Below are 3,682 nucleotides of genomic sequence, written 5' to 3' on the forward strand. Positions count from 1 at the left end.
AACAAAGCCACGCCGTAGTTGTTGAATATCAATTAGTTCTGTAGAAGGGTCATCCTTGGGAGACAAGAACCCTCCCATGAAAGCGTATTGGCTAGGCTTTTGAAATATTCCTGTTGTCACTTGCAGCAGAGCAATCAGTAAAATGCTAGCTACCATAATTCCCGAACCTACAAGCCATCGCCGCACCCAACGTCGCCCGTGCTGCTCCCAGATGACTGCTTGTTGCCCTAACAACAAAGTTGCTGCCCAAAATCCCGGCATTGGCCACGCTGGCAAAATTTGCCGATATCCCCCTATGAGAGTAAACCCTAAAATTAAGGGCAAGGATACCCATAAATTCAATAATTTAGTCGCATCTAAATCTCCCTTAGAGATTAGTGATTTGTGAAAAACATGAATTATTCTTAACACCGCAAGTCGTAAACTAACCCACCATAGTGGCAATCCTATGGTGGGGAACAGGTACGCTACCCCCCCTAAATAGACACCAGCTACACTCAGCAGATTGTACCCACCCCTTGGCATCGCTCGCTCTGATTGAAAACGAAAGGACACCCAATCATGCTGCATATTCCAAAACCACATAGGGAAGATAGTGATCACAAATAAGCCTAACCCTAGCCATGCCCAAGGCGAACGCACAACACAGCGATGAGGTGGACTCGTCAAACAAAAACCAATTAGCCCCAGTCCTAAAACAAACCCGTGATATTTGCTATTGCAGGCTAATCCCACCAGGATACCAAGATAACTCAAGCGATAACTAGGCACATATAAATTAGATGAGCCGGACTTATTCTTCAACAGGCTATGCTTTTGATTTCCAGGTTGCCGCCAAAATTCATTGACTGCACAATATAAACTGGCTGACCAAAAAAACATCAGTGGACTATCAGGCAGGCTTAGTATGCCAAAGCCAATTTGAAAAACTGGACTGATGGTGGCAATAGCCAATGTCAAGCAAGCTGCTTTAGCAGAAAATAGTCTATTGCTAGTTAAATACAAGAACACCAAACTGCCTGTATATAAAATCAGTGTCCCCAGGCGAATCGTGAATTGGGATACATCTCCAGTTAACCACGGGCCGAAACCAGTTGTCAGAGCTACAAAAGCTGGATGATCAAAATAGCTCCAGTCTAGATGCAGACTGTAGAGGTAGTAATAAGCCTCATCAAAGTTAGGGTAAAGCCAGAAAGCAATGAAGGAGCGAAACAGCAATCCCCCAACCAGCAAAATTACCACTAACTGATTAGTTTTTTGAGCCGACCATTTCTGGAATTTTTGCATTTACTCGAATTCTTATTCTTGATAGACAACCCAACTCATCAACTCCAGCTAGATAACAACCTAGATGAAAAGCCTAAATTAAAAGCCTAAATTAAAAGCACACAGCACGGCAAATTTTTGCGTAGTTTTTTGACTCAAAAACTCATTGAATCAACATGAGCTGATACTGATCACAATGGATTGAGACTAGCGATCGCCTCATTCGCTAACTATAAATAATTCTCATTAAATCTTAATTCCACACTTAGCGCACAATAGAGCTAATCACCGATAATCCATATATAACTCGGCAGCAAGAGTATTGATTTATGTGTATGGAATTTGGGCGCGAAATCTGCGGTAATCTGGAAACGGCTGAATCGAGGGAATGGTTAGTTACCAATGGGATTGGTGGTTATGCTTCGGGTACGGTAGCAGGTTTACTGACTCGCCGCTATCACGGTTTATTGGTAGCAGCTTTGCAACCGCCTTTAGGTCGTACTTTACTGCTGGCAAAACTAGATGAGATTGTTACATATAATAATTGCTTTTATCCCCTCAATACTAATCGCTGGAGTGATGGGATAGTCAGTCCCCACGGATACCGGCATATTGAGCGTTTTGCTTTGGAAGGTACAGTCCCTGTGTGGCGGTTTGCGGTGGCTGATGCTGTGTTAGAAAAACGGGTGTGGATGCAACAAGGTGCTAATACAACTTACGTTCAATATACTTTATCTCGCGCTACCCAACCGCTTCAACTCACGCTCAAAGCAATGGTTAACTACCGTGATTATCACGGCGATACTCAGAGTAATGGTTGGCAAATGTCCTTAGAAACGGTGGAAAAAGGGATTTGTATCACTGCTTATCCCAGTGCGACACCATTCTATCTACTCAGTGACTCTGGGAATGTATCCCTGGTTCACAATTGGTATTATGGCTTTGATTTGGCTGTGGAACGTTATCGGGGACTGAGTGACACAGAAGACCATCTCCACGCCGCTACTCTAGAAGTTACACTCAATCCTGGAGAATCATTTACTTTTGTCGCCAGTACAGAAAAGCAACCCAATTTGCAAGGTGAAACTGCGCTCAAGTTACGTCAAACTCATGAACAGAAGTTAATCGCAATTGCTAAAGCCCATCAACCCCTTGATAAACAAGAATTACCACCCTGGATTGAGCAGTTAATTTTAGCTGCTGACCAGTTTATCGTAGACCGTCCACTCCCAGAAGAACCCAACGGTAAAACTATCATTGCTGGTTATCACTGGTTTAGCGATTGGGGAAGGGACACAATGATTAGTCTACCAGGGTTAACAATTTCCACCGGTCGAATAGAAATAGCACGCTCAATTCTCCGCACCTTTGCTAAGTATGTCAATCAGGGGATGTTACCTAATCGCTTTCCCGATGCGGGGGAAGAACCGGAATACAATACTGTGGATGCTACGTTATGGTACTTTGAAGCAGTCCGCGCTTATTACAGTGCTACCAAAGATGATCATTTACTGGCGGAACTGTTTGGGGTGTTAGCTGAGATCATTAATTGGCATTGTCGCGGTACACGCTATAACATCCATTTAGACCCCGCCGATGGGTTATTGTATGCTGGAGTTGCAGGTGTGCAGTTAACTTGGATGGATGCGAAGGTAGGAGACTGGGTTGTGACACCCCGCATTGGTAAGCCCGTTGAAGTTAATGCTCTCTGGTATAATGCTTTACGCACGATGGCAAATTTTGCCCGTCAGCTTGGTAAACCGCATCAAGAATATCAAGCAATGGCGGATAGAGTTTTAGCAAGATTTTCGCGGTTTTGGCATGATGGCTTGGGTTATTGCTATGACGTAATTGATAGTCCTGATGGTGATGATTTATCGTTGCGTCCTAATCAGATTTTTGCGGTGTCATTACCGGAAAGTCCCCTCACACCTGCTCAACAAAAGTCTGTGGTAGAGATTTGTGGGCGAATTTTGTTAACTTCCCACGGATTGCGATCGCTCTCTCCCGACCACCCCCAATATCAAGGAAAATACGGTGGCGGACAGTATCAACGTGATGGTGCCTATCATCAAGGTACTGTTTGGGGCTGGTTAATAGGTGCGTTTGTGCAAGCACACCTGCGCGTTTACAATAATCCTCAGCAAGCGCGTCAATTTCTCGAACCAATGGCAAATCATCTGACTGCACATGGTGTTGGTAATCTCAGCGAAATTTTTGATGGTGATCCGCCCATGAATCCCAGAGGATGTATTGCCCAAGCTTGGACTGTGGCAGAAGTTTTGCGTACTTGGTTAGCAACTTCAGGCTAAATTTAATTCAAAATGGCAGAATTTATACCAATTCGCAATTCGCAATTCGCAATTCGCAATTCGCAATTCGCAATGGACTAACGTCCCGCTACGCTAACGCAATG

2 protein-coding genes are annotated in these 3,682 nt (G+C 44.2%); one reads left to right on the plus strand and one right to left on the minus strand.

Going from position 1 to position 3,682, the window contains the following annotated elements; translation table 11 throughout:
- Window positions 1–1,287: ArnT family glycosyltransferase (locus tag CV014_RS29630; protein WP_236145277.1), on the minus strand; the 1,287-nt coding region annotated here is incomplete at its 3' end.
- A gap of 308 nt (window positions 1,288–1,595) precedes the next feature.
- Here CV014_RS29630 and CV014_RS29635 point away from each other — a divergent pair.
- Window positions 1,596–3,578, plus strand: coding sequence for an amylo-alpha-1,6-glucosidase (locus CV014_RS29635; protein ID WP_236145278.1), 1,983 nt, complete (start codon window positions 1,596–1,598; stop codon window positions 3,576–3,578).
- Window positions 3,579–3,682: the final 104 nt, after the last annotated feature.

Origin of the sequence: Nostoc sp. CMAA1605, assembly GCF_021596505.1 — a bacterium.
In the GTDB taxonomy this organism is placed as follows: domain Bacteria; phylum Cyanobacteriota; class Cyanobacteriia; order Cyanobacteriales; family Nostocaceae; genus Trichormus.

Coding starts and splice junctions, on each gene's coding strand:
- CV014_RS29635 (WP_236145278.1), top strand. CDS start 1,596: ATGTGTATGGAATTTGGGCGCGAAATCTGCGGTAATCTGGAAACGGCT.